The organism is Frateuria defendens (assembly GCF_001182895.1).
Lineage (GTDB): Bacteria > Pseudomonadota > Gammaproteobacteria > Xanthomonadales > Rhodanobacteraceae > Frateuria_B > Frateuria_B defendens.
In genome coordinates this window covers 1-218 of sequence record NZ_LFQR01000298.1, presented here as the reverse complement: position 1 = coordinate 218, position 218 = coordinate 1, and the positions used below count along the sequence as shown (strand labels likewise).

At 74.3% G+C, this 218-nt stretch carries 1 protein-coding gene; it reads right to left on the bottom strand.

The window, feature by feature from the left end:
- On the bottom strand, window positions 1–218 hold a 218-nt coding region (locus ACH65_RS18350), incomplete at both ends, for a hemagglutinin repeat-containing protein (protein ID WP_049624088.1).

The window sequence follows — 218 nt, the reverse complement described above, 5'->3', positions numbered from 1 at the left end:
GTCCAGCGCGTGCCGGTGGCGAGCGCCGACAGGTTGAGGTCGTTGCCCGCGCTCAGCGCCGCGTTGCCGCCGGCCTTGAGCGTGACCGCCTGCGCGTTGAGGTCGTGGCCGGCGGTGAGGCTCAGGTCCTGGCCCGCGCTCAGGGTGAGGCCCTGCACGCTGGTCTGCGTCTGGCCGAAACGCAGGCCCGTCGTGGTGGCCGCCGCCAGGGTGAGGTC